General features: G+C 57.8%; 20 protein-coding genes. 13 read left to right on the top strand and 7 right to left on the bottom strand.

Going from position 1 to position 24872, the window contains the following annotated elements; genetic code table 11:
• Window positions 1–42: 42 nt before the first annotated feature.
• The gene (gene nudE, locus ACMWKK_RS14145; protein WP_045330462.1) at window positions 43–603 is read right to left on the bottom strand and encodes an ADP compounds hydrolase NudE; all 561 of its coding nucleotides are present in this window, start codon (window positions 601–603) and stop codon (window positions 43–45) included.
• Between the two features lie 321 nt (window positions 604–924).
• Here nudE and ACMWKK_RS14140 point away from each other — a divergent pair, with 321 nt between their 5' ends.
• From ACMWKK_RS14140 to pckA, 5 genes are all read left to right on the top strand, one after another.
• Window positions 925–3060, top strand: a complete 2136-nt coding sequence (locus ACMWKK_RS14140; RefSeq protein ID WP_112779964.1) for an intracellular growth attenuator family protein — start codon at window positions 925–927, stop codon at window positions 3058–3060.
• 65 nt (window positions 3061–3125) lie between these two features.
• Window positions 3126–3809: a GMP/IMP nucleotidase gene (gene yrfG, locus ACMWKK_RS14135; RefSeq protein ID WP_112779963.1), complete on the top strand. Its 684-nt coding sequence runs from the start codon at window positions 3126–3128 to the stop codon at window positions 3807–3809.
• Window positions 3806–4207 carry a ribosome-associated heat shock protein Hsp15 gene (hslR, locus tag ACMWKK_RS14130; protein ID WP_023333710.1) on the top strand — a complete coding sequence of 134 codons (402 nt, stop codon included), beginning with the start codon at window positions 3806–3808 and terminating at the stop codon, window positions 4205–4207. Before yrfG ends, hslR begins: the two co-directional genes overlap by 4 nt.
• 17 nt (window positions 4208–4224) lie before the next feature.
• A complete protein-coding gene (hslO, locus tag ACMWKK_RS14125) occupies window positions 4225–5109 on the top strand; it encodes an Hsp33 family molecular chaperone HslO (RefSeq protein ID WP_201746487.1) in 885 nt (294 codons plus the stop codon).
• A 393-nt stretch (window positions 5110–5502) separates the two neighbouring features.
• Complete coding sequence (gene pckA / locus ACMWKK_RS14120; protein WP_025758106.1) at window positions 5503–7122, top strand: phosphoenolpyruvate carboxykinase (ATP); 1620 nt, start codon at window positions 5503–5505, stop codon at window positions 7120–7122.
• A 66-nt stretch (window positions 7123–7188) separates the two neighbouring features.
• Here the strand turns inward: pckA and envZ are convergent, their stop codons facing one another.
• Window positions 7189–8535 (bottom strand): two-component system sensor histidine kinase EnvZ, encoded by a 1347-nt coding sequence (gene envZ / locus ACMWKK_RS14115; RefSeq protein ID WP_406542819.1) that lies wholly within the window; start codon window positions 8533–8535, stop codon window positions 7189–7191.
• Window positions 8532–9251, bottom strand: a complete 720-nt coding sequence (gene ompR / locus ACMWKK_RS14110; RefSeq protein ID WP_001157751.1) for a two-component system response regulator OmpR — start codon at window positions 9249–9251, stop codon at window positions 8532–8534. The genes envZ and ompR overlap by 4 nt, the downstream gene beginning before the upstream one ends.
• 228 nt (window positions 9252–9479) lie before the next feature.
• Between ompR and greB the strand changes: the two genes are divergently transcribed.
• The 5 genes from greB (at window position 9480) to feoC (ending at window position 15512) form a co-directional block, all read left to right on the top strand.
• Window positions 9480–9953: a transcription elongation factor GreB gene (greB, locus tag ACMWKK_RS14105; RefSeq protein ID WP_112779962.1), complete on the top strand. Its 474-nt coding sequence runs from the start codon at window positions 9480–9482 to the stop codon at window positions 9951–9953.
• Window positions 9954–10041: 88 nt separating this feature from the next.
• Window positions 10042–12372 (top strand): Tex family protein, encoded by a 2331-nt coding sequence (locus ACMWKK_RS14100; protein WP_112779961.1) that lies wholly within the window; start codon window positions 10042–10044, stop codon window positions 12370–12372.
• Between the two features lie 316 nt (window positions 12373–12688).
• On the top strand, window positions 12689–12916 hold the full coding sequence (feoA, locus tag ACMWKK_RS14095; protein ID WP_008503050.1) for a ferrous iron transporter A: 228 nt from the start codon (window positions 12689–12691) through the stop codon (window positions 12914–12916).
• 30 nt (window positions 12917–12946) lie between these two features.
• A complete protein-coding gene (feoB, locus tag ACMWKK_RS14090) occupies window positions 12947–15265 on the top strand; it encodes a Fe(2+) transporter permease subunit FeoB (protein WP_112779960.1) in 2319 nt (772 codons plus the stop codon).
• Window positions 15266–15275: 10 nt separating this feature from the next.
• Window positions 15276–15512, top strand: a complete 237-nt coding sequence (feoC, locus tag ACMWKK_RS14085; protein ID WP_045330451.1) for a [Fe-S]-dependent transcriptional repressor FeoC — start codon at window positions 15276–15278, stop codon at window positions 15510–15512.
• A gap of 33 nt (window positions 15513–15545) precedes the next feature.
• Here feoC and ACMWKK_RS14080 read toward each other — a convergent pair whose 3' ends face one another.
• Both ACMWKK_RS14080 and bioH read right to left on the bottom strand, forming a co-directional pair.
• Window positions 15546–15815, bottom strand: a complete 270-nt coding sequence (locus tag ACMWKK_RS14080; protein ID WP_045330447.1) for a DUF1471 domain-containing protein — start codon at window positions 15813–15815, stop codon at window positions 15546–15548.
• 111 nt (window positions 15816–15926) lie between these two features.
• Window positions 15927–16700 (bottom strand): pimeloyl-ACP methyl ester esterase BioH, encoded by a 774-nt coding sequence (gene bioH / locus ACMWKK_RS14075; protein ID WP_045330446.1) that lies wholly within the window; start codon window positions 16698–16700, stop codon window positions 15927–15929.
• 36 nt (window positions 16701–16736) lie between these two features.
• Here bioH and gntX point away from each other — a divergent pair, with 36 nt between their 5' ends.
• The 3 genes from gntX to gntT all read left to right on the top strand — a co-directional run bounded on the left by gntX (window position 16737) and on the right by gntT (window position 19722).
• A complete protein-coding gene (gene gntX, locus ACMWKK_RS14070; protein ID WP_045330444.1) occupies window positions 16737–17420 on the top strand; it encodes a DNA utilization protein GntX in 684 nt (227 codons plus the stop codon).
• A gap of 61 nt (window positions 17421–17481) precedes the next feature.
• Window positions 17482–18057 (top strand): Fe-S biogenesis protein NfuA, encoded by a 576-nt coding sequence (gene nfuA, locus ACMWKK_RS14065; protein ID WP_003861601.1) that lies wholly within the window; start codon window positions 17482–17484, stop codon window positions 18055–18057.
• Between the two features lie 348 nt (window positions 18058–18405).
• Window positions 18406–19722 (top strand): gluconate transporter, encoded by a 1317-nt coding sequence (gntT, locus tag ACMWKK_RS14060; RefSeq protein WP_013099097.1) that lies wholly within the window; start codon window positions 18406–18408, stop codon window positions 19720–19722.
• 87 nt (window positions 19723–19809) lie between these two features.
• On the opposite strand, the gene malQ is transcribed toward gntT, so the two are convergent.
• Together malQ and malP are read right to left on the bottom strand one after the other, a co-directional pair.
• Window positions 19810–21888, bottom strand: a complete 2079-nt coding sequence (malQ, locus tag ACMWKK_RS14055) for a 4-alpha-glucanotransferase (protein WP_112779959.1) — start codon at window positions 21886–21888, stop codon at window positions 19810–19812.
• A gap of 9 nt (window positions 21889–21897) precedes the next feature.
• Complete coding sequence (gene malP / locus ACMWKK_RS14050; protein ID WP_161656363.1) at window positions 21898–24291, bottom strand: maltodextrin phosphorylase; 2394 nt, start codon at window positions 24289–24291, stop codon at window positions 21898–21900.
• Window positions 24292–24872 lie beyond the last annotated feature (581 nt).

Genomic DNA, 24872 nt, shown 5'->3' with positions numbered 1-24872 from the left:
CAGGCCGGGTCAGGCGAAGCCGCCACCCGGCTTTTTTATGGCCTACAGTCGCCCCTGCCCCTTCAGCCACTCCCGTACCAGGAACAGCGCGCTCACGTTGCGAGCCTCATTAAAGTCAGGGTCTTCCAGCAGATCCATCAGGTGCGCCAGCGGCCAGCGAACCTGCGGCAGCGGCTCCGGCTCATCCCCTTCCAGCGATTCAGGATAGAGATCTTCCGCCACCACGATATTCATTTTGCTGGAAAAATAGGACGGCGCCATGCTCAGCTTTTTCAGGAATGAAAGCGCATTCGCGCCAAAGCCCACCTCTTCTTTCAGCTCGCGGTTGGCCGCTTCAAAGACGGTTTCACCCGGGTCGATAAGCCCTTTCGAGAAACCGAGCTCGTAAGACTCGGTTCCCACAGCGTATTCGCGGATCAAAATCAGGTGATCGTCGATAATGGGAACAATCATCACCGCTTCACGCGAAGAGGGGCGCATACGTTCATAAACGCGACGCACACCGTTGCTGAACTCCAGGTCCACACTTTCGACATTAAACAGGCGCGATTTGGCGACAGTTTCAACATTCAGAATGGTGGGTTTTTGTAATGGTTTGCTCATCGTGATGGGTCTTAGCAGTGAGAACTGGCGTTATTGTGCGATACGCCGCACGGTTTCGGCAATGTCAATCGCTCTTTATTTACATTTATGCAACGTAACTGGGATCAATCCTCAATTCAAAACAAATGTCAAGAGGTTGAAATGTTTCCAGGAATTTGCTGATATCGCGCCATAACAGGCTTTGCTATCATCACCGGTCACTGGGATGCGCTTCAGAATGCTCAAGTTCGACTCCATACTTGCCGATAGCCAACCTCAGATTCTCGTTCAATGGAAAGGTGCTGCAGACTACACCTGTAAGATAAGTAAGATGGGGAAAGCATGAGCACCATTTTGATTGTTCTCGCTGCTATGCTGGCCAGCGCATTGGTTGGAGGGTGGTTGTACAGGCGCCGCGCACAGCGCCGCTATCGTCTGCCCTTTTTAAATGCATTCGCGGGAGCAAGCACGCGTAAACTCACGCAAGACGAGCGCGATGCGGTTGAAAACTATCTCGAAATTCTGAACCGTTCTCAGTTAACGCCTGGGCCAACGGGAGCCACCGCTGCGCCCGTCGCGCTAAAGCTGAATGCGCAAAGCGATACCGTGCTCTGCGTCACGCGCTCCATCACGCGCTACGGCATCACCACTGATGACCCCAATAAATGGCGCTATTACCTTGATTCTGTCGAAGTGCATCTGCCCCCGTCCTGGGAGCAGTACATTAATGACGAAAACAGCGTTGAGCTGATTCACACCGACTCGTTACCTCTGGTTATCTCGCTTAACGGCCACACGCTGAATGAATACCTTCAGGAAGCCCCGCGCTTTGCCCTGGAGCGGGCGAGCTCGAAGCAGGCTTCCATTCGTGGCGAAGAGACAGAGCAGATCGAACTGCTGAACATTCGCCAGGAGACGCATGAAGAGTATGCCCTGAGCCGCCCGGACGGCATCCGTGAAGCTGTTCTGATCGTCGCTGCCTTCCTGCTCTTTTTTTTCTGCCTGCTGACGCCGGATGTGTTTGTTCCCTGGCTGGCGGGAGGCGCTGTGCTGCTGCTGGCGGGCGGGCTTTGGGGCCTCTTTGCCCCACCCGCTAAAACCTCGCTGCGCGAAATCCACTGCCTGCGCGGTACGCCAAAGCGCTGGGGCCTGTTCGGTGAGAACGATCAGGAACATCTCAACAATATCTCGCTCGGCATTATCGACCTGATCTACCCGCGCCACTGGCAGCCGTGGATCGCGCAGGACTTAGGGCAGAAAACCGATATTGATATCTACCTTGACCGCCACGTTGTGCGTCAGGGGCGCTTCTTGTCCCTGCATGATGAAGTAAAAAATTTCCCGCTTCAGCACTGGCTGCGCAGCGCGGTCATTGCCGGGGGCGCGGCGCTGGTCCTGGTCATGCTGCTGCTTTTCGTGCCGCTGGATATGCCCATCAAATTCACCCTGTCGTGGATTAAAGGGGCGCAAACCATTGAAGCCACCAGCGTCAACAAGCTGGATCAAGCCGGTGTGCGCGTGGGAGACACGCTGCGCCTGAAGGGTACCGGGATGTGTAATATTCACGCGCCGGGGGCGTGGAACACGCGCCAGAGCTCACCGTTCATGCCGTTCGATTGCTCGCAAATTGTCTGGAACGACGCGCCGCCGCTGCCGCTGCCGGAATCCGAAGTGGTGAATAAAGCCACGGCCCTCACCCAGACGGTGAACCGCCAGCTGCACCCGAAACCGGACGATGATTCGCGCGTCAGTCCGGCTCTGCGCTCGGCCATTCAGAAATCCGGCATGGTTCTGCTGGATGACTTTGGCGACATCGTCCTGAAAACGCAGGATTTATGTTCCTCACAGGATGAGTGTATACGTCTTAAAAACGCCCTGGTAAACCTCGGCAACAGCAAAGACTGGGACTCGCTGGTAAAACGCGCCGAAGCGGGACGGCTGGACGGCGTCAACGTGCTGCTGCGTCCGGTGAGTGCTGAATCGCTGGATAACCTGGTCGCTACCTCAACCTCGCCGTTCATGATGCGAGAGACCACCCGTGCGGCTCAGGCGCTGAACAGCCCGGCACCGGGCGGGTTTGTGATTGTCAGCGACGAGGGCAGCGACCTGGTCGATCAGCCTTACCCGCAGGTTGCGCTGTATGACTACCCGGCGCAGGAGCAGTGGAGCCAATTCCAGCGCCTGGCGCAGATGCTGATGCAAACGCCGTTCAGCGCAGAAGGGATTGTCACAAGCATCTACACCGATGCCAACGGCACGCGCCATATCGGCCTGCACCGGATGCCGGACAGCGCGGGTTTGTGGCGTTACATCGGCACCTCTCTGCTAATGACCGCCATGCTGATCGCCATTTTCTGGAACGGCTTTATGGCCCTGCGCCGCTACCAGCGCTCGCGTACGCGGCTTGCCGACATCCAGCAATATTATGAAAACTGCCTCAATCCTAAGCTGATCCCCTCGTCTGAGAGCCTGATCTGATAACGTCGTTGCGCGACAAGATGTGCTACCCTGTCGCGCACGTTTCTTCTGGCTGGAGTTCCCCTATGCATCTTGATATCGCCTGGCAGGAGGTTGATACCGTTCTGCTGGATATGGACGGCACGCTGCTCGATCTCGCCTTTGATAACTATTTCTGGCAAACGCTGGTTCCTGAAACCTATGGCGAGCAGCAGGGGATCTCCCCGGCAGAAGCGCAGGCATTCATTCGTTCGCAATATAGCGCGGTCCATCATACGCTAAACTGGTACTGTCTTGACTACTGGAGCGAGCGCCTCGGTCTGGATATTTGTGCCATGACCACCGCCCAGGGCCCACGCGCCGTTCTGCGTGAGGATACCGTGCCCTTCCTGGATGCGCTGAAAGCCAGCGGCAAGCGCCGTATTTTGCTGACCAACGCGCATCCGCATAACCTGGCGGTGAAGCTGGAGCACACGGGTCTGGCGTCGCACCTTGATTTATTACTTTCCACCCACACATTTGGTTATCCGAAAGAGGATCAGCGTTTGTGGCATGCGGTGAAAGAAGAGACGGGTTTGCAGCCGGAACGCACGCTGTTCATTGATGACAGCGAACCCATTCTGGATTCCGCGGCAAAATTTGGCATTCGCTACTGTCTGGGCGTCACCAATCCTGACTCTGGCCTGGCTGAAAAAAGCTATCTGCGCCACCCGGGACTGAACGACTATCGCCAGATGATCCCCTCGCTGACCGTGAAGGAGACGCCATGAAAGAAAAACCCTCAGACGGGGTAAGACTGGATAAATGGCTGTGGGCAGCCCGTTTTTATAAAACGCGCGCCCTTGCCCGCGAGATGGTTGATGGCGGTAAAGTGCATTACAACGGCCAGCGCAGCAAGCCGAGCAAGCTGGTTGAGTTGAATGCCACCTTAACGCTGCGTCAGGGTAACGATGAACGTACGGTGGTGATTAAAGCCATTACCGAACAGCGGCGGCCCGCAACGGAAGCCGTACTGCTTTATGAAGAGACGGCAGAGAGCATTGAAAAGCGCGAGAAGACCGCGCTGGCGCGCAAAATGAATGCGCTGACCATGCCCCACCCGGACCGGCGTCCGGACAAAAAAGAGCGCCGCGATCTGATGAAATTTAAACACGGTGAGACCGAGTAACCTCACCCGCACGAGAGATGAAAATGGCCCAACACGACCAATTACACCGCTATCTGTTTGAACAATTCGCCGTGCGCGGCGAGCTGGTCACCGTATCCGAAACCTGGAAACAGATTCTGGAAAACCACAACTACCCGCAGCCGGTGAAGACCCTGTTGGGCGAACTGCTGGTTGCCACCAGCCTGCTGACCGCAACGCTGAAATTTGCCGGTGATATCACCGTGCAGCTGCAGGGTGACGGCCCGATGACGCTGGCGGTGATCAACGGCAATAACCAGCAGCAGATGCGCGGCGTGGCGCGCGTTCAGGGCGACGTGCCTGAAAACGCTGACCTCAAAACGCTGGTAGGGAATGGCTACCTGGTGATCACCATCTCCCCTGAGGAAGGTGAACGCTATCAGGGCGTGGTGGGTCTGGAAGGCGATACCCTCGCTGCCTGCCTGGAAGATTACTTTATGCGTTCTGAACAGCTGCCGACGCGTCTGTTCATCCGCACCGGTGAAGTGGACGGCCAGCCTGCCGCGGGCGGTATGCTGCTGCAGGTTCTGCCTGCTCAGGATGCGCAGACCAACGACTTTGAGCACCTGGCGACGCTGACCGAAACCATCAAAGCGGAAGAACTGTTCACCCTGTCGGCGACCGACGTGCTGTGGCGTCTGTACCACGAAGAAGAAGTGACCGTCTACGACCCGCAGTCCGTGGAATTTAAGTGCACCTGCTCCCGCGAGCGCTGCGCAGGCGCGCTGAAAACCCTGCCGGATGAAGAGATCGACAGCATCATGGCGGAAGACGGCGAAATTGATATGCACTGTGACTACTGCGGTACGCACTATGTGTTCAATTCAATGAATATCGCTGAGATCCGCAACAACGCCTCCCCGGCGGATCCGCAGGTTCACTAAGCCTCTTTCCCCTCACCCTAACCCTCTCCCCAAAGGGGAGAGGGAACAGTGAACACCCTCTCCCCTTTGGGGAGAGGGCTGGGGTGAGGGGTAAAAAACTTCCCTTAAGCTGAATCGTTTTCCCAATGTAACTCTTACGTAATTTTCTTACGTGTATGCGATTACATTCACATTCTTTCCGATAAAATCACCAGCATTTAACCTTTTCGGAACATTTTCCCCAACCAAAAAGCGATTCCTGCGATAATCCGCCTGCGCCGCGACTGGAGTCGCAGCGTTATCCGTTAGTAAGGGTTTTGTCCAGATGCATGAATCTATGAGCCCCGTCGCGGTAAACAACCTCAGAAAAACCCTACAATTTCAGGCAGTACATATTGGCTAAGGAGCAGTGATATGCGTGTTACTGGTTTAACCCCGCAAGATCTCAAGGCTTATGGTATTCACGACGTCCAGGAAATCGTCTACAACCCCGACTACGATACGCTGTATCAGGAAGAGCTCAATCCAGCACTGGAAGGATACGAGCGTGGTGTGTTGACGAATCTTGGTGCTATCGCCGTCGATACCGGTATTTTTACCGGTCGTTCGCCGAAAGATAAGTATATCGTCCGAGACGACACCACCCGCGATACGCTGTGGTGGGCTGATAAGGGCAAAGGGAAGAACGACAACAAACCGCTCTCCCCGGAAACCTGGCAGCACCTGAAAGGGCTCGTCACCCATCAACTTTCCGGCAAGCGTCTGTTCATTGTCGACGCTTTCTGCGGCGCTAACGCCGACACCCGTCTCTCCGTACGTTTCATTACCGAAGTGGCCTGGCAGGCGCATTTCGTTAAGAACATGTTTATTCGTCCAACCGACGAAGAGCTGCAGGATTTCACCCCGGATTTCATCGTGATGAACGGCGCGAAGTGCACGAATCCACAGTGGAAAGAGCAGGGTCTGAACTCCGAAAACTTTGTTGCCTTCAACCTGACCGAGCGTATCCAGCTGATCGGCGGTACCTGGTACGGCGGCGAAATGAAGAAAGGGATGTTCTCGGTGATGAACTACCTGCTGCCGCTGCGCGGCATCGCCTCCATGCACTGCTCGGCGAACGTCGGCGAGAAAGGCGACGTGGCGGTGTTCTTCGGCCTGTCCGGCACCGGGAAAACCACCCTGTCGACCGATCCAAAACGTCGTCTGATTGGCGATGACGAACACGGCTGGGACGATGACGGCGTGTTTAACTTTGAAGGCGGCTGCTACGCGAAGACCATTCGCCTGTCTGAAGAGGCCGAGCCGGATATCTTCCACGCGATCCGTCGCGATGCGCTGCTGGAAAACGTCACCGTGCGTGCCGACGGCTCTATCGACTTCGATGATGCCTCGAAAACCGAAAATACCCGCGTCTCATACCCGATCTACCACATCGACAACATCGTGAAGCCGGTGTCAAAAGCGGGCCATGCCACGAAGGTGATTTTCCTGACGGCGGATGCGTTCGGCGTGCTGCCTCCGGTGTCTCGCCTGACGGCCAGCCAGACGCAGTACCACTTCCTCTCTGGCTTTACGGCCAAACTGGCGGGTACCGAGCGCGGCGTGACCGAGCCAACCCCAACCTTCTCCGCCTGCTTCGGCGCGGCCTTCCTGTCGCTGCACCCGACGCAGTACGCTGAAGTGCTGGTGAAACGCATGCAGGCATCCGGCGCACAGGCCTACCTGGTGAACACCGGCTGGAACGGTACCGGCAAACGTATCTCAATCAAAGATACCCGCGCGATTATCGACGCTATTCTGGATGGTTCTCTGGACGACGCCGAAACCTTCACGCTGCCGATGTTTGACCTGGCGATCCCAACGTCGCTGCCGGGTGTGGATACGCATATCCTCGACCCGCGCAACACGTACGGTTCGCCGGAGCAGTGGCGCGAGAAGGCGGAATCACTGGCGAAGCTGTTTATTGAAAACTTTGAGAAGTATACCGATACCCCGGCGGGTGCTGCGCTGGTGAGCGCGGGTCCAAAACTGTAGTCCATGTCGGGTGGCGGCCTCGCCTTACCCGACCTACGAAAAAGGGTGGCGAATGCCACCCTTTTTTTAACTCTCTTTCACCTGCCCTCGCGTGACCGGCACCGGCAGCCAGGCGCGTATGCTCAACCCACCCCGCTCGCTGGTGCCAATCTCCAGCAGTCCGTTATGGTTATCCACAATACGCTGAACAATCGCCAGGCCTAAGCCCGTGCCGCTGGTGCTGCGCGCGCTGTCGCCGCGTACAAACGGCTGGAACAGATGCTTACGCTGCTCGGGCTTGATGCCCGGACCGTCGTCTTCCACCTGGAACCAGGCGCGGTTGAGTTCGGACCCGCTGCTGACCTTAATCCAGCCGTTGCCGTAGCGCGCCGCGTTAACCACCATATTGGCGATCGCGCGCTTAATGGAGAGCGGGTGCATGCGTACCTGAATCTCGCCCGCCTGAAGGTCGGTATCAATCTCGCGCTCGTAGCCGCTTTCCGCCGCCACCACTTCGCCCAGCACCGCGTTGAGATCCGCCATCTCCATCGGCATCTCCTGCCCGGTGCGCAGGTAGTCGATGAACTGCTCAATGATGGCGTTGCACTCTTCGATATCCTTGTTGATGGACTCGGCAAGATAACCGTCCTGCTCGCCCATCATCTCCGTCGCCAGGCGGATGCGCGTCAGCGGCGTGCGCAGGTCGTGACTGACGCCCGCCATCAGCAGCTTACGGTCATCTGCCAGCTGCTTCACCCCTGCCGCCATATGGTTAAACGCGCGCGTCACCGAGCGGACTTCCGAGGCGCCATACTCGCGCAGCGGAGGCGGAATAATCCCTTTACCGACCTGCAGCGCAGCGTGCTCCAGGTCGACCAGCGGTCGGTTCTGTATGCGGATAAACAGCCACACGCCGCCTATCGCCAGCAGCATGATCGCCAGGGTATAGCGGAACAGCGGCGAGAAATCGCCCTGATGGATTTCCGTCAGCGGGACGCGCACCCAGATGTTGGGTGACAGCCAGGTTTTCAGCCAGACGACGGGCGAGCTTTTATTGACCTCAACGCGCACTTCCGTCGGACCACCCAGCTGCTGCGCCATCTGCTGGCTGAGGAATTCGTAATGCTGCGCCCAGCGCAGGCCCGCGTCCTCCGCCGCTTCGTTCGAGTAGAGCGAAATGCCCAGCTCACGGTAGATTTCACGGCGAAACGCCGGGGGAACGACGAGCTGCGTGCCGTCCTCCAGCTGCAGTTTGTCGGTCATCAGCATACGGACTTCGTAGGCCAGGACCTTATTAAACTGCTGGAGGCTCGGCAGGATCGCAAAGTTCAGCACCACCAGGTAGGTCGTCACCAGGCTGACGAACAGCAGGGTGACGATCAGTAACAGAGTGCGGGCAAACGAGCTACGCGGCGAGAAGCGCATTCGCCTCATGCTTTAGAGCCGTCCGGGACGAACACGTAGCCCAGACCCCATACGGTCTGAATATAGCGAGGATGAGCAGGATCTTCTTCCACCATGCGGCGCAGGCGGGAGATCTGCACGTCGATAGAGCGTTCCATTGCGGAGTATTCACGACCGCGCGCCAGGTTCATCAGCTTGTCGCGGGAAAGCGGTTCACGCGGGTGGCTGACCAGCGCTTTCAGTACCGCAAACTCGCCGCTGGTAAGCGGCATAGGCTCGTCTTCACGGAACATCTCGCGCGTGCCGAGGTTCAGCTTGAACTTGCCGAACGCAATGACGGCTTCTTCCTGCGACGGCGCGCCCGGCAGTTCGTTCGCCTGACGGCGCAGCACGGCGCGAATACGCGCCAGCAGCTCGCGCGGGTTAAACGGTTTTGGAATGTAGTCGTCCGCGCCGATTTCGAGGCCCACGATACGGTCAACTTCCTCGCCCTTCGCCGTCACCATGATGATCGGCATCGGGTTGCTCTGGCTGCGCAGACGGCGGCAGATAGAAAGCCCGTCTTCGCCCGGCAGCATCAGGTCGAGCACCATCAGGTGGAAAGATTCACGGGTCAGCAGACGGTCCATCTGCTCAGCGTTCGCGACGCTACGAACCTGGAAGCCCTGCTCGGTCAGATAACGCTCCAGCAGCGCACGCAGGCGCATGTCGTCATCCACGACCAGAATTTTGTAGTTCTCTTGCATTGTGTGTACTCCCAAAGGTTCGGATAGTCTTTGTAACAGCGTATTCTAAAAAAGTGCACGTATTCGACCAGTTAATTCTGGTATAAATTCTAGTCGAAATTGTTACAAAGCATATTTAACAGCAGCTTATCTGCTCATTTCATCACATAAATCATTATTAATCCTGTCTGTTACACTGTGAGGTACGTATTGTGCGCAAGACAGAAAACCGGCAGCAAAGGCCTTACCATGAAAACGCCCCTGATCACCCGCGAAGGGTATGAGAAGCTCAAAAAAGAGATGGATTACCTCTGGCGCGAAGAGCGCCCGGAAGTGACCAAAAAAGTGACCTGGGCGGCAAGCCTGGGCGATCGCAGCGAAAACGCTGACTATCAGTACAACAAAAAGCGGCTACGCGAGATTGACCGCCGGGTTCGCTATCTGACGAAGTGCCTGGAGAACCTCAAAATCGTCGATTACTCCCCGCAGCAGGAGGGCAAAGTGTTCTTCGGCGCGTGGGTGGAGATTGAAAACGACGACGGTGACACCCTGCGTTTTCGCATCGTCGGCTACGATGAAATTTTTGGTCGTAAGGATTACATCTCCATCGACTCCCCGATGGCCCGCGCGCTGCTGAAAAAGGAGGTGGGCGATCTGGCCGTCGTGCAGACGCCCTCCGGTGAAGCCAGCTGGTACGTTAATGAGATCGTCTACGTAAAATAGTCCGAGAGCGCCCTCCCCGGCTGGCATTTTGCCGTGTCAGCCCGTATAACTATCCCCTGATTTTTTCGACTCAACAGATGATAAAGCCATGATGAAAGATTCGCTCTGCCGCATTATTGCGGGTGATATTCAGGCCAGAGCCGAACAGGTAGAAGCTGCCGTTCGCCTGCTTGATGAAGGGAACACCGTGCCGTTCATTGCACGCTATCGTAAGGAAGTCACCGGCGGTCTGGACGACACGCAGTTGCGTAACCTGGAGACCCGTCTGGGCTATCTGCGCGAGCTGGAAGAACGTCGTCAGGCGATCCTCAAGTCCATCGGCGAACAGGGCAAGCTGACCGGCGAGCTTGAAAACGCCATTAACGGCACCCTGAGCAAAACCGAACTCGAAGACCTCTATCTGCCGTACAAGCCGAAGCGCCGCACGCGCGGGCAGATTGCGATCGAAGCGGGCCTTGAGCCGCTGGCCGACCTGCTGTGGAACGAGCCGTCCCACGATCCGGACACCGAAGCGGCGAAATTCATCGACGCCGACAAAGGCGTCGCGGACACCAAAGCTGCCCTCGACGGCGCACGCTACATTCTGATGGAGCGCTTCGCCGAAGACGCCGCCCTGCTGGCTAAGGTGCGTGATTACCTGTGGAAAAACGCGCACATCGTCTCTACCGTCGTGGCGGGTAAAGAGGAAGAAGGCGCGAAATTCCGCGACTATTTCGATCACCACGAACCGATTTCTACCACGCCTTCACACCGCGCGCTGGCGATGTTCCGCGGCCGCAACGAAGGCGTGCTGCAGCTCTCCCTGAACGCCGACCCGCAGTTTGACGAGCCGCCGAAAGAGAGCCACTGCGAGCAGATCATCATCGACCACCTCGGCCTGCGCCTGAACAACGCCCCGGCAGACGGCTGGCGTAAAGGCGTGGTGAGCTGGACCTGGCGCATCAAGGTGCTGATGCACCTCGAAACCGAGCTGATGGGCACCGTGCGCGAGCGCGCCGAAGATGAGGCCATCAACGTCTTCGCCCGTAACCTGCACGACCTTCTGATGGCCGCCCCTGCCGGCCTGCGCGCGACCATGGGTCTCGATCCGGGTCTGCGTACCGGCGTGAAGGTGGCAGTGGTTGACGGCACCGGCAAGCTGGTCGCCACCGACACCATCTACCCGCACACCGGCCAGGCAGCGAAAGCGGCCGTTGTGGTGGCGGCGCTGTGCGAAAAATACAACGTCGAGCTGGTCGCCATCGGCAACGGCACAGCGTCCCGCGAAACCGAGCGTTTCTACCTCGACGTGCAGAAGCAGTTCCCGAAAGTGACGGCACAGAAGGTCATCGTCAGCGAAGCGGGGGCCTCGGTCTATTCCGCGTCCGAACTGGCGGCGCAGGAGTTCCCGGATCTGGACGTTTCCCTGCGCGGCGCGGTTTCTATCGCTCGCCGTCTGCAGGATCCGCTGGCGGAGCTGGTGAAGATCGACCCGAAATCCATCGGCGTGGGCCAGTACCAGCACGACGTGAGCCAGACTCAGCTGGCGCGCAAGCTGGATGCGGTGGTAGAAGACTGCGTAAACGCCGTCGGCGTGGACCTGAACACCGCCTCCGTTCCCCTGCTGACCCGCGTGGCGGGCTTAACCCGCATGATGGCGCAGAACATCGTCGCCTGGCGCGACGAGAACGGTCAGTTCCAGAACCGTCAGCAGCTGCTGAAGGTGAGCCGTCTGGGGCCAAAAGCCTTTGAGCAGTGCGCGGGCTTCCTGCGCATCAACCACGGCGATAACCCGCTGGATGCCTCAACCGTTCACCCGGAAGCGTACCCGGTGGTGGAACGCATCCTGGCCGCTACCCAGCAGGCGCTTAAAGATCTCATGGGCGACAGCAGCGCCCTGCGCAACCTGAAGGCCGTGGACTTTACCGACGACAAATTTGGTGTACCTACCGTCACCGATATCATCAAAGAGCTGGAAAAGCCGGGCCGCGATCCGCGTCCTGAGTTTAAAACGGCGACCTTTGCTGACGGCGTGGAAACCATGAACGACCTGCTGCCAGGCATGGTGCTGGAAGGGGCGGTGACCAACGTCACCAACTTTGGCGCGTTTGTGGATATCGGCGTGCATCAGGACGGTCTGGTCCATATCTCATCCCTGGCCGACAAGTTCGTTGAAGATCCGCACACCGTGGTCAAAGCGGGCGACATCGTGAAGGTGAAAGTGCTGGAAGTGGATCTGCAGCGTAAGCGTATCGCCCTGACCATGCGTCTGGACGAGCAGCCGGGCGAAACCAACGCGCGCCGTGGCGGCAATGGCGGCGGCCGCGAGCAGCAACGCCCGGCAGCCAAAGCGGCAAAACCACGCGGACGTGAGGCACAGCCTGCGGGCAACAGCGCGATGATGGATGCGCTGGCGGCCGCGATGGGCAAGAAGCGCTAAGCTAAACGCCCGGTGGCGCTGCGCTTACCGGGCCTACGGTTTTGTAGGCCGGGCAAACGCAGTGCCGCCCGGCACGCAGGCCGCAAAGAATTAAACCAAATAGAGTGCATCCATATTTAAACTACTAATTATCACTTCATTAACAAATACCCTTCTTCTCTTTATCCCCGCATTTCAGCAAATATTGAGCAAGGTCAAACGGCCCGCAAATTAATACCGTAAACAACATTCCGTCACAGTTTTAATATTGCTGATAAAAACTATTCTCATTATCATCCCATAGTAGATAATTTAACCTTTCGTGGAATCAGGCGTTATGCAATTCACTCCAGACAGTGCATGGAAGATTACCGGTTTTACCCGCGAAATTAGCCCGGCCTATCGGCAAAAGCTGCTGTCGCTGGGCATGCTGCCCGGCTCGTCATTTCAGGTCGTGCGCGTGGCGCCGTTAGGTGACCCGGTTCACATCGAAACCCGACGCGTGAATCTGGTCCTGCGTAAGAAAGACCTCGCGTTAATAGAAGTCGAAGCCTTATCCCGATAACAAGCCAGCGGTTTCAGTGAGTCTAAAAAAATGAAAAAGTTAACTATTGGCTTAATTGGCAATCCTAATTCCGGCAAGACAACCCTTTTTAACCAGCTGACCGGGGCGCGCCAGCGCGTGGGCAACTGGGCGGGCGTGACGGTTGAGCGTAAAGAAGGCCTGTTCACGACGACGGACCATCAGGTCACCCTGGTTGATCTTCCCGGCACCTACTCCTTAACCACCATTTCGTCGCAAACCTCGCTCGATGAGCAAATTGCCTGCCACTACATTCTGAGCGGTGACGCGGACCTGCTGATCAACGTGGTCGACGCCTCCAACCTCGAGCGCAACCTCTACCTGACGCTGCAGCTGCTGGAGCTGGGTATTCCCTGCATCGTGGCGCTCAACATGCTCGACATTGCGGAGAAACAAAAGCTGCGCATCGACGTCGATGCGCTCTCCGCGCGCCTGGGCTGCCCGGTGGTCCCGCTGGTTTCAACGCGCGCTCGCGGTATTGATGCCCTGAAGCTGGCGATCGATCGCCACGCGGGCAATCGCGACGTTGAGCTGGTGCATTACGCGCAGCCGCTGCTGCGTGAAGCCGATCTGCTGGCGCAGGAGATGGACAAAAGCATGCCTGCGAAACAGCGCCTGTGGCTGGGCCTGCAGATGCTGGAAGGGGATATCTACAGCCGCGCCTACGCCGGGCATGCGGCAGATAAGCTGGACGCGACGATGGCTCGTCTTAGCGACGAGCTGGACGACCCGGCGCTGCACATCGCCGATGCGCGTTACCAGGCCATCGCCTCGATTTGCGACGTGGTCAGCAACGCCCTGACGGCAGAACCCAGCCGCTTTACGGCGGCGGTGGACAAGGTTGTGCTTAACCGCTTCCTCGGTTTGCCCATCTTCCTGCTGGTGATGTACGTGATGTTCCTGCTGGCCATTAACATCGGCGGCGCGCTGCAGCCGATTTTCGACGCCGGTTCCGTCGCGATCTTCGTACACGGGATCCAGTGGGTGGGCTACACCCTGCACTTCCCGGAATGGTTAACCGTCTTTCTCGCACAGGGGATTGGCGGCGGTATCAACACCGTTCTGCCGCTGGTGCCGCAGATCGGCATGATGTATCTGTTCCTCTCGTTCCTGGAAGATTCCGGCTACATGGCCCGCGCCGCGTTCGTGATGGATCGTCTGATGCAGGCGCTGGGTCTGCCGGGCAAATCCTTCGTCCCGCTGATTGTCGGCTTCGGCTGCAACGTGCCGTCGGTGATGGGCGCTCGCACGCTTGATGCTCCGCGTGAGCGTCTGATGACCATTATGATGGCGCCGTTTATGTCCTGCGGTGCCCGTCTGGCAATCTTTGCGGTCTTTGCCGCCGCGTTCTTTGGGCAGCAGGGCGCGCTGGCGGTCTTCTCGCTGTACGTGCTGGGCATCGTGATGGCTATCCTCACGGGTCTGATGCTGAAGCACACCATTATGCGTGGGGAAGCGTCACCGTTCGTGATGGAGCTGCCGGTGTATCACGTTCCGCATCTGAAAAGCCTGGTCATCCAGACCTGGCAGCGTCTGAAAGGCTTTGTCCTGCGCGCCGGTAAGGTGATTGTCATCGTCAGCGTTTTTCTGAGCGCGCTGAACAGCTTCACCCTCAGCGGACAGGCGGCGGATAACATCAACGACTCTGCTCTCGCCTCCGTCAGCCGGGTCATCACCCCGGTCTTCAAGCCGATTGGCGTGCATGAGGATAACTGGCAGGCAACCGTCGGGCTGTTCACCGGCGCGATGGCGAAAGAGGTGGTTGTCGGCACCCTGAACACGCTTTACACCGCGGAGAACATTCAGGAGCAGGAATTTAATCCGGCAGCGTTTCACCTCGGTGACGAACTGCTGGGTGCCGTAGAGGAGACCTGGCAGAGCCTGAAGGACACCTTCAGCCTGAGCGTGCTGGCGAACCCGATTGAGGCAAGCAAAGGCGACGGCGAAATGGCGACCGGTGCCATGGGGGTGATGGGCGAGAAATTTGGCAGCGCGTCCGCGGCCTACAGCTACCTCATCTTTGTTCTGCTCTACATTCCGTGCATCTCGGTGATGGGGGCGATTGCCCGCGAATCCAGCCGCGGCTGGATGGGCTTCTCCATCCTGTGGGGGTTAAATATCGCCTACTCGCTGGCGACGCTGTTTTACCAAACCGTTAACTTCAGCCTGCACCCGCGCTACAGCCTGATCTGCATTCTCGCGGTCGTGCTGTTCAACGTGGTTGTTCTTGGTCTTCTGCGCCGGGCGCGCAGCCGCGTCGACATCAACCTGCTGGCAAACCGTAAAAACGCCGCGACCTGCTGCAACAGCCCGGCGGGCGACTGTCACTAAGGAGCACTCCATGGCATCGTTAATTCAGGTTCGTGACCTGCTGGCCCTACAGGGGCGGATGGAGGCGAAACAGCTGAGCCTCAGCCTGAATACGCCGCAGCCGATGATCGATGCCATGCTGGAAAGACTGGAGGCCATGGGGAAAGCCGTGCGGATTCAGGAAGAGGCGGACGGCTGTCTCTCCGGCAGCTGTAAAAGCTGTCCGGAAGGCAAGGCCTGCCTCAGAGAGTGGTGGGCACTGCGTTAATAAAGCCAGGCAGCGATGCCTGGCTTTATCGTATTACTTGTAGACGTCCGCCGTTGCGCGTACGTTTTTGGTATATTTCTCGGCGCTGGTGATAACGTAATATTTCCCACCCAGCTCATCCGCTTTTTTAGACAATTCACGTTTCGCATCCATTGGAGCCGTGGTGTCTGACGTCGTAATTTCACCGACTTTAGTCAGTTTCATGCTGGCAACTTTATCTTTTTCCAGCTCTTTTGCCGCAAAGACGCCAAAGGACAGTGACCCAATAACCAGAGAAGTGACGATACCTGTAACAAGTTTCATAGCCTGACTCTCCATAGGATTGTTGTTTTGATTATCGTAGGCAGAACAACCGCAACGACATCTGGAGTATGGTTGCGGTGTGTTACTTTTTCCAGGCTGGATAGAAAATAATCAGTCTAAACGTTGACTTAACGCAACGAGCGCTGAACAAAACTCCGGCGGATGAGAGATAAACGGGGCATGCGCGGCTTTGGCAATGACCTGCGATTCGCTGTCCGGCCAGAGCGCATCCAGAAGCGGTACCACTTTGCGCGGCACCAGGCCGTCAAGATAGCCATAAATACGCAGATGCGGCATCGTCAGCGCGGCCAGCGGCTCGCGCAGGTCGACCGTTTTCAGGATCTCAAGCCCGCCGTTGAGTACCCCAACGTCCGGCATCGGCAAAGAGAGCACCACCTGCTTCAGCGCTCTGGCATCCTGTCGCGCGGTTTCCGTCCCCATCGTCTGCAGCGCGAGGAACCGCTCTACGGTGCGCTGGAAATCGTCGCTCAGCTGCTGCTGGAAGCCCGCCAGCACGTCAGGCTTAATACCGGGCCACGCTTCCTGCGCGCTAAAGCAGGGCGACGACGCCACCGTCACCAGCGCCTTTACGCGTTCGGGCCAGGAAAGCGCAATCTGGCTTGCCACCAGCCCGCCGAGACTCCAGCCCAGCCAGATGGCATGTTGTGGCGCCGCGTCAACCACCTCCTTCGCCATCTCTTCGAGCGTCATCGCACCATAGCCGTGGCTACGGCCATACCCCGGTAGATCAACCAGATGCAATGTAAATTGCGAGGCAAGTTCCTCGCTTATGCAATGCCACACTTCCGCATTCAGGCCCCATCCGTGCAGCAGCACAAGATGGCAATTTCCTGTCCCGACGGTCTGCCACCACAGCGTATTCATCCGTTACTGTTCTCTTTTTTGACATGGAGGTTGAACATGCTAACAGTGCCCGGCTTGTGCTGGCTATGCAAAATGCCGCTTGCCCTCAGCGCCTGGGGCATCTGCTCCGTCTGCACGCGCTCGCTGCAATGGCGAATCGGAACCTGCCCGCAATGTGGTTTACCGGCCACTAATCCCTCGCTGCCCTGCGGCCGTTGCCTGAAAAAATCCCCGCCGTGGCAAGCGCTGGTGGCGGTGGATGATTATATTCCGCCGCTGAGCGGGCTGGTTCACGCGCTGAAGTTTTCCGGGCAGAGCGCGCTGGCGCAGCCCCTTGCCCGCCTGCTGTTGCTGGCGATTTTGCAGGCACGACGTCACCGGGCGCTGGCGAAAGTCGACATGGTGGTGAATGTCCCCTTATACCGACGTCGGCACTGGCGGCGCGGCTATAACCAGAGTGACCTGATCTGCCGCCCCCTCGCCCGGTGGCTCGGCTGCCGGTACGAGGCCGGTGCGCTAACACGTGTACATGCCACCGCCATCCAGCATCAGCTCAGCGCCCGGCAGCGCAAAAGAAACCTCAAGAATGCCTTTCGCCTTGAATTGCCGGTCGACGGTCTCCATATCGCGATTGTGGATGATGTCGTCACCACGGGCAGTACCGTTGCTGAACTTTCCCGACTGCTTTTGCGAAGCGGCGCCGCGTCGGTTCAGGTATGGTGTCTGTGCCGTACCTTGTAGCCCTTCTTCAATGGGCGTATGATTATACCCAGGTAATTTAGTCAACTATTAGGCCAAAGCTATGATCCGTATTTCCGATTCTGCACAAGCGCACTTTGCCAAACTGCTGGCAAATCAGGAAGAAGGGACGCAGATCCGCGTGTTTGTGATCAATCCAGGCACGCCGAATGCAGAATGTGGTGTTTCTTATTGTCCTCCGGACGCCGTGGAAGCCACCGACACTGCCCTTAAGTTTGAACAGCTCACCGCCTACGTTGATGAGCTGAGCGCACCGTATCTTGAAGATGCGGAGATCGACTTCGTCACCGACCAACTGGGCTCTCAGCTCACCCTGAAAGCACCGAACGCGAAGATGCGTAAAGTGTCTGACGATGCCCCGCTGATGGAGCGCGTCGAGTATCTGCTGCAATCCCAGATCAACCCGCAGCTGGCGGGCCACGGCGGTCGTGTTTCCCTGATGGAAATCACGGAAGACGGCCTGGCGATCCTGCAGTTTGGCGGCGGCTGTAACGGCTGTTCAATGGTGGATGTGACCCTGAAAGAAGGGATCGAGAAGCAGCTGCTGAACGAGTTCCCGGAACTGAAAGGCGTGCGCGATCTGACCGAACACCAGCGCGGCGAGCACTCTTACTACTAAGCCGTCTGCCTTTGCCCGGTGGCGCTGCGCTTACCGGGCCTACAAAACACGAATCGTAGGCCGGGTAAGGCGAAGCCGCCACCCGGCTTTTGTTTTCCCCCGCTCCTCCTCTATATGTTGACCTGCGTCTCATAATTCACATTTTGCCTTCCAGGGTGATTCTCAATCACGCCATGTTACCCGTATCATTCACATGGGCACTAAGCACACTCATAACAGCCGACTAAACTTTATGGTTTGCAAGGCATCAGTATTAGTGCCGTTACTTCTCTGTTCCCAGTTGGGACAATCGGAACGTGTCGTTGAAACAATGACGTTACCCATAACAATTCAAAGGCCAGGTAAATCATGCCATTAGTCATCGTCGCTATCGGTGTTGTGTTATTACTGCTCTTGATGATCCGTTTCAAAATGAACGGGTTTATCGCTCTGGTTCTGGTGGCACTTGCAGTCGGTCTGATGCAGGGCATGCCGCTGGTAAAAGTTATCAGCTCCATTAAAGCCGGCGTCGGCGGCACGCTCGGCAGCCTGGCGCTGATCATGGGCTTCGGCGCCATGCTCGGCAAAATGCTGGCGGACTGCGGTGGCGCCCAGCGTATCGCCACCACGCTTATCGACAAATTTGGCAAGAAGAACATTCAGTGGGCAGTGGTGTTAACCGGCTTTACCGTCGGCTTCGCGCTGTTCTATGAAGTGGGCTTCGTGCTGATGCTGCCGCTGGTGTTCACCATCGCGGCTGCGGCGAGCATCCCGCTGCTGTATGTTGGCGTACCAATGGCTGCGGCGCTGTCCGTGACCCACGGCTTCCTGCCGCCGCACCCGGGCCCAACGGCTATCGCGACCATCTTCCACGCGGACATGGGTAAAACCCTGCTGTTCGGTACGATTCTGGCGATCCCGACGGTGATTCTGGCAGGCCCGGTGTATGCCCGCTTCCTGAAAGGCATTGATAAGCCCATCCCAGAAGGTCTCTACAGCGCCAAAACCTTCACCGAAGAAGAGATGCCTGGCTTTGGCGTCAGCGTCTGGACCTCTCTGGTACCGGTGATCCTGATGGCGATGCGCGCCGTGGCGGAGATGGTTCTGCCGAAAGGCCATGCGTTCCTGTCCGTCGCGGAATTCCTCGGTGACCCGGTGATGGCAACGCTGATTGCGGTGCTGATCGCGATGTTCACCTTCGGCCTTAACCGCGGCCGTTCAATGGATCAGATTAACGACACGCTGACCTCTTCCATCAAAATCATTGCCATGATGCTCCTGATCATCGGCGGCGGCGGCGCGTTCAAGCAGGTGCTGGTTGACAGCGGCGTGGACAAATACATCGCGGCCATGATGCATGAAACCAACGTGTCACCGCTCCTGATGGCCTGGTCTATCGCCGCGGTTCTGCGTATTGCGCTGGGTTCTGCAACCGTTGCGGCGATCACCGCAGGCGGTATTGTTGCCCCGCTGATTGCCACGACGGGCGTGAGCCCTGAGCTGATGGTTATCGCCGTCGGTTCCGGTAGCGTGATTTTCTCTCACGTTAACGACCCGGGCTTCTGGCTGTTCAAGGAGTACTTCAACCTGACGATCGGTGAAACCATCAAGTCCTGGTCCGCGCTGGAAACCATTATTTCGGTGTGCGGTCTGGTCGGGGTGCTGCTGTTGAATATGGTGGTTTGATGTCATAAGTCGGGTGGCGGCTTCGCCTTACCCGACCTACATGAGCACTACCGGATAATAAAAAACCCGCCACTGGCGGGTTTTTTATCACTTCTTACCGGCTGCTTTTCGCCGCTTGTCCAAATCCCTAATCAGCCTGTTCACCCCGTCATCGGCAAACATCTTCTCAAGCGTGGTGGACAATTTGCGACGCCAGTTCTTGTACTGATAGCTGGTCCCCGGGATGTTCACCGGCTCCGCCATATCAATCCAGTCTTCCGGCTGCAGGCCCAGCAGGGCGCTGTTGCTGTCGGCAATATAGCGCTGCAAGCCCCGATTGAGGGTGGCGGTCATCGACATCAATGACGCCTTATGCCCGGCACGTTTCGGCAGACAGCCCTGCTTGTGCAGCGCATCCAGCAGCCCCTGTTTGGAGAGCTCGCGATCCTGATACAGCCCGCGCAGCACCTCTTCATCAGGATAGAGGCCCAGCGTTTTACCGAGCGTCAGATCGCCGCTTTCCCAATAGCCACGAAGCGTAGGAAGGTCATGCGTCGTCGCGACTGCCATTGACTGTTCAGGGTACGCTTGCGGCGCGCGGAAGGTTTTCTCATGGTCGTTTTCAAAATAGAGCACTTTATAGGAGTAGACGCCGCTGTCGCGGAGCTTGCTGACAATTTCCACCGGCACGGTCCCGAGATCTTCACCGATCACCATGCACTGATGCCGCTTGCTTTCCAGGGCTAGGATCGACAGCAGATCGTCAACCGGATACTGCACGTACGCCCCATGATCCGCCGTTTCACCGTACGGGATCCACCACAGGCGGAGCACGGACATCACGTGGTCGATACGCAGCGCGCCGCAGTTCTGCATGTTCGCACGGAGCAGGTCGATAAACGGCTCGTAGGCGCGCGCCGCCATAACGTGCGGATCCATCGGCGGCAGGCCCCAGTTCTGGCCCAGCGGGCCAAGAATATCCGGCGGCGCCCCCACGGAGGCCTTCAGGCAGTAAAGCTCACGGTCGCACCAGGTTTCCGCGCCGCCTTCGGCCACGCCCACGGCCAGGTCACGGTACAGGCCGATCGGCATCTTATAGCCCTGGCTTACCTGCCAGCAGGCGGCAAACTGGCTGTACGCCAGCCACTGCAGCCACAGGTAGAAGTCCACTTCATCGGCATGTTTTTCACAAAACGCCTTCACTTCAGGCGTGTCGACGGATTGATACGCTTCAGGCCAGACCGGCCAGCCCCAGCGCATTTCGTCCTCTTTCACCTGATACGCGTGCAGCGCATCGAACGCCGCCTGCCAGTAGAGGCTTTCCCCCTCCTGCATGACAAACTGGCGGAACGCGGCCATCTGGTCGTCATCGCGCTGCGAAAAGCCTTTCCACGCCAGACGCAGCGCGGCCATTTTCAGCGCCGTGACGGTGGAATAGTCCACCCAGTCGGCGTCGCGCGCCTGCTTCAGCGCCTGCTGGGTGGTGCTGAGCGCCCACCAGGCCTGCGCCTCTTTGCTGTTTTTGAAATCATCTAACGCGTTAACGTCGATATAAATCACGTTCAGCCAGCGGCGGGAGGACGGGCTGTACGGGCTGGCGCTCTCCGGGTTCGCCGGATAGAGCGCGTGGATCGGGTTGAGGCCGATAAACGCGCCGCCGCGCTCGCCCACGGAGGCCAGCATGTTCTTCAGATCGCCAAAGTCGCCGATACCCCAGTTGCTGTCGGAGCGCAGCGTGTAGAGCTGCACGCAGGCGCCCCACAGCTTTTTGCCTTCCAGCAGCGCCTGCGGCTCGTAGCAGCGTTTTGGCGCGACGATAACCCGGCAGTGAAAACGCTCTTCGCCCTGGGTGAGCGTCAGGCTGTGATAGCCCTCCGGCAGCTTCGCCGGAAGGGTAAACGTTTTGCCGCCGGTGGCGTGACCTTTGTGCTGATGCCCCTCTTCGGTGGTGAGCAGCCAGCTAAACTCGCCGCGCCCCTCCACCGCGAGCGCCATCTTTTTGCCTGCGGTGAACACCTTCACGTTCGGTACCGGTAGCGCCGACGCTTTCGCGTCGGTTTTGTGCATAGCGTCCAGCAAACGTCTTTTGGTGTCGGCGCCAATAGACTGTGGTTTGCCGTGAGCATTAATGTAACTGAGGCTGATCCCCGCCGCCTGCGCGGCACTGTCCAGACGTTTACTCTCCATCGCGCTTCCTTAGCGTTTTGCCTGCCAGATACGAGCCTGATAATCACGGATTGAGCGGTCAGAGCTGAACATACCGCAGCGGGCGGTGTTCAGGATGCACGCCCGGGTCCACGCTTCCTGGTCGCGATACAGCGCGTCGACCTGCTTTTGCGCTTCCACGTAGGCCGTGAAGTCCGCCATCACCAGATACGGATCACCGCCGTGCTTGTCCATGCTGTGCAGCATCTGGTCAAACGCGTGCTTGTCGCCGTCGCTGTATTTACCGCTCTCCAGCTCTTTCAGTACGGCATCCAGCACCTTGTCTTTCTTACGCCATTTCACCGGGTCATAGCCTTTGGCCTTGATGGCTTTCACCTCTTCCACGGTATGGCCGAAGATAAAGATATTCTCCTCGCCGACCTTCTCGGCGATTTCGACGTTGGCCCCGTCGAGCGTGCCGACGGTCAGCGCGCCGTTCAGCGCCAGCTTCATGTTGCCGGTGCCGGACGCTTCTTTTCCGGCAGTCGAGATCTGCTCGGAGATGTCCGCCGCCGGGATCAGCATTTCAGCCGCCGAAACGCAGTAATCCGGCAGGAACACCACCTTCAGCTTGTCGCCTACTTTTGGATCGCTGTTGATCGCCGCCGCCACTTTATTAATGGCGAGGATGATGTTTTTCGCCAGGTAGTAGCCCGGCGCCGCTTTCGCACCGAACAGGAACACGCGCGGCACGCGGTCGGCCTGCGGGTTCTCGCGGATCTCTTTGTACAGTGCCAGAATGTGCAGCAGGTTCAGGTGCTGACGTTTGTACTCGTGCAGGCGTTTAATCTGGATATCGAAAATCGCATTCGGGCTGATCTCAATCCCGGTGCGTGCCTTCACGAACGCCGCCAGGCGAACCTTGTTCTCCAGCTTGATGGCACGGTACTGCTCGCGGAACTTCGCGTCGTCGGCGTATTTTTCCAGATTGATGAGCTGGTCCAGATCGTTGGCCCACTCTTTCTTCAGGGTCTTATCCAGCAGGCCGGCCAGCAGCGGGTTGCACTGCTTGATCCAGCGACGCGGCGTGATGCCGTTGGTCACGTTGTGGAATTTGGTCGGCCACAGCTGGTGGTATTCCGGGAAGAGATCTTTGACGACCAGATCCGAGTGCAGCGCCGCCACGCCGTTTACCGCGAAGCCGCTCACCACGCACATGTTCGCCATGCGCACCTGCTTATCGTGCACCACCGCGAGCTTCGCCCAGACCGCCTTGTTGCCCGGCCAGGTTTTATCCACCTGCTTTTTAAACTTGTCGTTAATCTTGTTGATGATCTGCATGTGGCGCGGCAGCAGCGCTTTCACCAGCTTCTCGTCCCAGCACTCCAGCGCTTCTGGCATCAGGGTGTGGTTGGTGTAGGCAAAGGTACGGCTGGTGATGGCCCAGGCGTCGTCCCAGGCCAGCTGATGTTCGTCGATCAGCACGCGCAGCAGTTCCGGGATGGCAATCGTCGGGTGCGTGTCGTTGAGCTGAATCACCTCGAAGTCCGGCAGCTGCGCCAGCTTGCGCCCCGCCAGGTGATGGCGACGCAGAATGTCCGCTACGGAGCAGGCGCACTGGAAGTACTGCTGCATCAGGCGCAGCTTTTTACCGGCCAGGTGGTTGTCGTTCGGATAGAGGACTTTGGTCAGCTTCTCGGCGTCGATGCCCTGCTGCTCGGCGCGCAGGAAATCGCCGTCGTTGAATTTGGTCAGGTTAAACGGATGCGCGTGCTTCGCCTGCCACAGACGCAGCGGCTGCGCCACGCCGTTACGGTAGCCGAGCACCGGCAGATCCCAGGCTTCGCCGGTAAGGGTGAACGCCGGTTCCCAGAGACCTTGTTTCGTCACTTTCCCGCCAATGCCCACCTGCACGTCAAGCTGCGCGTTGTGGCGGAACCACGGATAGGTATTACGATGCCAGTCGTCCGGCGCTTCCATCTGATGGCCGTCAGCGAAGGACTGGCGGAACAGGCCGTACTGGTAGTTCAGACCGTAGCCGATCGCCGACTGGCCGACAGTCGCCATGGAGTCCAGGAAGCAGGCTGCCAGACGTCCCAGACCGCCGTTGCCCAGCGCCGGGTCAATCTCTTCTTCCAGCAGGTCGGTCAGGTTAACGTCGTGTTCTTTCAGGACCTCACCGATCTCCTGATACCAGCCAAGGTTCAACAGGTTGTTGCCCGTCAGACGGCCAATCAGGAATTCCATTGAGATGTAGTTCACATGGCGCTGGCCTTTTACCGGCTTTGCCAGAGGTTGAGCATCCAGCTGTTCTGCGAGCGCACCGCTCACCGCCTGCCACCACTGGCGAGGCGTCATTTCGTTTGCAGCATGAAGGCCAAAACGCTGCCACTGACGCGTCAGGGCAGCCTGGAATTGAGCTTTGTTGAAGGTAGGCTGTGACATAGGGGATCGGCATCCTTTAGAAAGAAAACACAAGTTGGCGCTAGTGTGCCAGGCTCATTTCCCCTCTTCCTCCTCCCGTGGGGGATTAGACAGGGAGGAGTAGCGGGGATGAGCATAAAAGTGTGATCGAGGCCACTCTCAGAGCATAGCTGGAGTGTGCCCGGAAGAGAAAAAGTAACCGGGGAGAATGTCAAAGAAATGAAATGCGGTTTCGTGTGAAATTAAACCCCGCTGAAATAATTACTTACGTAGAATAATATTTCTGCAATCGGGTCATCGCTAAGACGATTATTCATTTCTCTTAACGTTACCAGGAGTATATTAAATTTGACGTCACTATCCCTTTCTGAAACCAGTTTCAGCGCAGCCGCAGCACAGCCATACAAGCCAGCATTGACGCGGCATCGCAGACCTTTTCGGAAAGTTCCACCCTCTGTCTGAATGTTTTGTGACAGAGTGCAAATTCACAGCCACCAAATCCAGACATAACTTGCAATAGATAACGTATTGGCCGAACTTATATCCATTAATTACGAAGCGCAAAAAAAATAAAATTTCTCGTTCCCCACAGTGAAGTGAAA

It is taken from the genome of Enterobacter sp. 01-M-03-SI-ECC (assembly GCF_047530215.1).
GTDB classification, from domain to species: Bacteria; Pseudomonadota; Gammaproteobacteria; order Enterobacterales; family Enterobacteriaceae; genus Enterobacter; species Enterobacter chengduensis.
This window is presented reverse-complemented; position numbering and strand designations above follow the sequence as displayed.

Excerpts from the sequence above, each read along its gene's own strand:
- ACMWKK_RS14080 (WP_045330447.1), bottom strand. The coding sequence starts at position 15,815 with ATGAAACTTGTTACAGGTATCGTCACTTCTCTGGTTATTGGGTCACTG.
- feoA (WP_008503050.1), top strand. The coding sequence starts at position 12,689 with ATGCAATTCACTCCAGACAGTGCATGGAAGATTACCGGTTTTACCCGC.
- greB (WP_112779962.1), top strand. The coding sequence starts at position 9,480 with ATGAAAACGCCCCTGATCACCCGCGAAGGGTATGAGAAGCTCAAAAAA.
- pckA (WP_025758106.1), top strand. The coding sequence starts at position 5,503 with ATGCGTGTTACTGGTTTAACCCCGCAAGATCTCAAGGCTTATGGTATT.
- malP (WP_161656363.1), bottom strand. The coding sequence starts at position 24,291 with ATGTCACAGCCTACCTTCAACAAAGCTCAATTCCAGGCTGCCCTGACG.
- nudE (WP_045330462.1), bottom strand. The coding sequence starts at position 603 with ATGAGCAAACCATTACAAAAACCCACCATTCTGAATGTTGAAACTGTC.
- feoC (WP_045330451.1), top strand. The coding sequence starts at position 15,276 with ATGGCATCGTTAATTCAGGTTCGTGACCTGCTGGCCCTACAGGGGCGG.
- ACMWKK_RS14140 (WP_112779964.1), top strand. The coding sequence starts at position 925 with ATGAGCACCATTTTGATTGTTCTCGCTGCTATGCTGGCCAGCGCATTG.
- ACMWKK_RS14100 (WP_112779961.1), top strand. The coding sequence starts at position 10,042 with ATGATGAAAGATTCGCTCTGCCGCATTATTGCGGGTGATATTCAGGCC.
- gntX (WP_045330444.1), top strand. The coding sequence starts at position 16,737 with ATGCTAACAGTGCCCGGCTTGTGCTGGCTATGCAAAATGCCGCTTGCC.
- bioH (WP_045330446.1), bottom strand. The coding sequence starts at position 16,700 with ATGAATACGCTGTGGTGGCAGACCGTCGGGACAGGAAATTGCCATCTT.
- yrfG (WP_112779963.1), top strand. The coding sequence starts at position 3,126 with ATGCATCTTGATATCGCCTGGCAGGAGGTTGATACCGTTCTGCTGGAT.
- nfuA (WP_003861601.1), top strand. The coding sequence starts at position 17,482 with ATGATCCGTATTTCCGATTCTGCACAAGCGCACTTTGCCAAACTGCTG.
- feoB (WP_112779960.1), top strand. The coding sequence starts at position 12,947 with ATGAAAAAGTTAACTATTGGCTTAATTGGCAATCCTAATTCCGGCAAG.
- malQ (WP_112779959.1), bottom strand. The coding sequence starts at position 21,888 with ATGGAGAGTAAACGTCTGGACAGTGCCGCGCAGGCGGCGGGGATCAGC.
- hslO (WP_201746487.1), top strand. The coding sequence starts at position 4,225 with ATGAAAATGGCCCAACACGACCAATTACACCGCTATCTGTTTGAACAA.
- ompR (WP_001157751.1), bottom strand. The coding sequence starts at position 9,251 with ATGCAAGAGAACTACAAAATTCTGGTCGTGGATGACGACATGCGCCTG.
- gntT (WP_013099097.1), top strand. The coding sequence starts at position 18,406 with ATGCCATTAGTCATCGTCGCTATCGGTGTTGTGTTATTACTGCTCTTG.
- hslR (WP_023333710.1), top strand. The coding sequence starts at position 3,806 with ATGAAAGAAAAACCCTCAGACGGGGTAAGACTGGATAAATGGCTGTGG.
- envZ (WP_406542819.1), bottom strand. The coding sequence starts at position 8,535 with ATGAGGCGAATGCGCTTCTCGCCGCGTAGCTCGTTTGCCCGCACTCTG.